Here is a 2,449-nt window from a genome sequence, read left to right on the forward strand (position 1 = left end):
CCTGTTCGGCGAACCGGGCGCGGGAGTGGCGCTCGTCGCGGTCGGCGGCTATGGGCGCGGTGAGCCCGCCTTCGGCAGCGATCTCGATCTGGTACTCGTCCACAACGGCCGGCGCGACGACATCGCCCGGCTGGCCGACGCCATCTGGTACCCGATCTGGGACGCAGGGGTCGGTCTCGACCACAGCGTCCGGACCGTCGAGGAGGCCATCGCTGTCACCGATGGCGACCTGAAGGCGACCCTCGGCCTATTGGACGCACGCGTGGTCGCCGGCGACCACGCCCTGGCAGCGTCCCTGTTCAGCCAGGTCCGGGCCCGGTGGCGGGCCAGCGCTCCCCGCCGGCTGCCCGAACTCGCCGATATGGTCGCCGAGCGGGCCCGCCGGCACGGTGAGGTCGCCTTTCTGCTCGAACCGGACCTCAAGGAGGCCCGCGGCGGACTGCGTGACGTCCACGCCCTGGCTGCGCTCGCCTCCGCATGGGTCGCCGAAAAGCCGTCCGAACGCGTGCTCGCCGCCTACCGGGTGCTGCTCGATGCCCGCGGTGAGGTGCGCAGACTCGCCCACGGACGCGAACAGAACCGGCTGCTGCTCCAGGACACCGCGGCCGTCGCCACCGCCCTGGGGTACCCCGACCCGCCGGCGCTCGCGCGCGCCACCGCCGACGCCGGCCGCACGATCTCCTGGACCTGGGACGTCACCTGGTACCGGGCCTCGGCCGGGTTGCGGCCGTCCTCGCGCTGGCTCCGGAGCCGCCCGGTCCGTCGCCCCCTCGATGAAGGCGTGGTCGAGCAGAACCGCGAGGTGCAGCTCGCCGGGGACGCCGACCCGGCGAGCGATCCGACGCTGACGCTACGGGTCGCCGCGGCAGCCGCCCGGGCCGGCGTCCCCATCGGGCGGTTTGCGCTGGACCGGCTTGCCCGCGAGGCCCCACCCATGCCGACGCCGTGGCCGGCCGCGGCGCGCGACGCGTTGGTCGCCCTGTTGGCCACGGGTGCGCCTGCGGTCGCTGCCATGGAAGCCCTTGACCAGGTCGGCCTGCTCGTCCGGTTGCTGCCCGAGTGGGAGCGGGTACGCAGCCGGCCGCAGCGCAACCCGTACCACCGCTTCACCGTCGACCGGCACCTGATCGAGACAGCGGCGGGCGCGGCGGCGGCGACCCGCGAGGTCGACCGGCCCGACCTGCTCCTGCTCGGCGCCCTGCTGCACGACATCGGCAAGGGTTGGCCCGGTGACCACACCGAAGCCGGCATCGCGGTCGTCACCGACCTCGCCCCCCGCCTCGGCCTACCGCCCGCGGACACCGACATTCTGGTGACGATGGTGCGCCATCACCTGCTGCTCGCCGAAGCCGCGACCCGCAGGGACATCGATGACCTCACGACCATCGAGGCGGTGGCGCGGGCCGCGGGCAGCCCGCGGGTACTCAGCCTGCTGCACGCCCTGACCGAAGCCGACTCGCTCGCCACCGGCCCGACGGCGTGGAGCCCGTGGAAGGCGCGACTGGTCGGTGAGCTGGTCAGCCGGGCGATGGCGGTTTACCGCGGCGAGCAGGTGCCGTACCCCCCCGCCCTCAGCGAGCGTCAACAGGCTCTTCTCGCGGGTGCGGACGAGTACACGGTGGCGGTCAACCCGCTCCCGGACGACGGCATGTTCGAGATCGTCGTGGTGGCGCCCGACCGTCCCGGGCTGCTGGCCGCCACCACCGGGGTGCTGGCCCTCAACCGTCTTGACGTGCGCCGCGCGTCCGCCCGCAGTTCCGGGCGCCGTGCCCTGCTCCAGGCGGCGGTCTCGATACCGGTGGCAGGAGGGGGACCGTACGGACAGACGCCCAGCCCCGCGATACTGCGCGGCGATCTGCTGCGTGCCCTGGACGGCACCCTTGACCTGGAGGCCCGGATCACCGCGCGGGAACGGGCGTACGCGGGCACGCGCCGTGGGCTCGCACCCGCACCGCCGCGGGTCATCTTTGAGGACTCCGGCTCCGACACCGTTGTCGAGATCCGGGCTCCCGATCGGGCCGGCGTGCTGTTCAGCATGGTCCGGGCGCTGTCAACCGCCGGGCTGGGCGTCCGCACCGCGATCGTGGCCACGATCGGTCTCGACGTCGTGAACGCGTTCTACGTGCGGGAGGCCGACGGCGGCGCGCTGGTTGCGACGCAACGGCGCGAGCAGCTGGCCGACGCCGTGCTGGCCGCGCTGCAACCGCCGCCCGAGCCGCGACGCGCCGGAGCCGCAACAGATGATCATCGGGAGGCATGACCAATGATCGACACCGCATCCGTGACGCAGTTCACAATAGTGAAAGGACGCCAGCAAGATCGCTCCAGGTGTGGTGGCTATACTCAGAACGCACGTTGGAGGCTTCGCCTAGTCCGGTCTATGGCGCCGCACTGCTAATGCGGTTGGGGGCATCAACCCCCTCCGGGGTTCAAATCCCCGAGCCTCCGC

General features: G+C 72.7%; 1 protein-coding gene and 1 tRNA gene. Both read left to right on the forward strand.

Annotation, left to right across the window (positions count from 1 at the left end):
- On the forward strand, positions 1–2,260 hold a 2,260-nt coding region (locus tag U9980_RS15050; protein WP_322768482.1), incomplete at its 5' end, for a [protein-PII] uridylyltransferase.
- 97 nt (positions 2,261–2,357) lie between these two features.
- Positions 2,358–2,448, forward strand: a tRNA-Ser gene (locus tag U9980_RS15055).
- Position 2,449 lies beyond the last annotated feature (1 nt).

The organism is Protofrankia sp. Cr1, assembly GCF_963555865.1.
Lineage (GTDB): Bacteria > Actinomycetota > Actinomycetes > Frankiales > Frankiaceae > Protofrankia.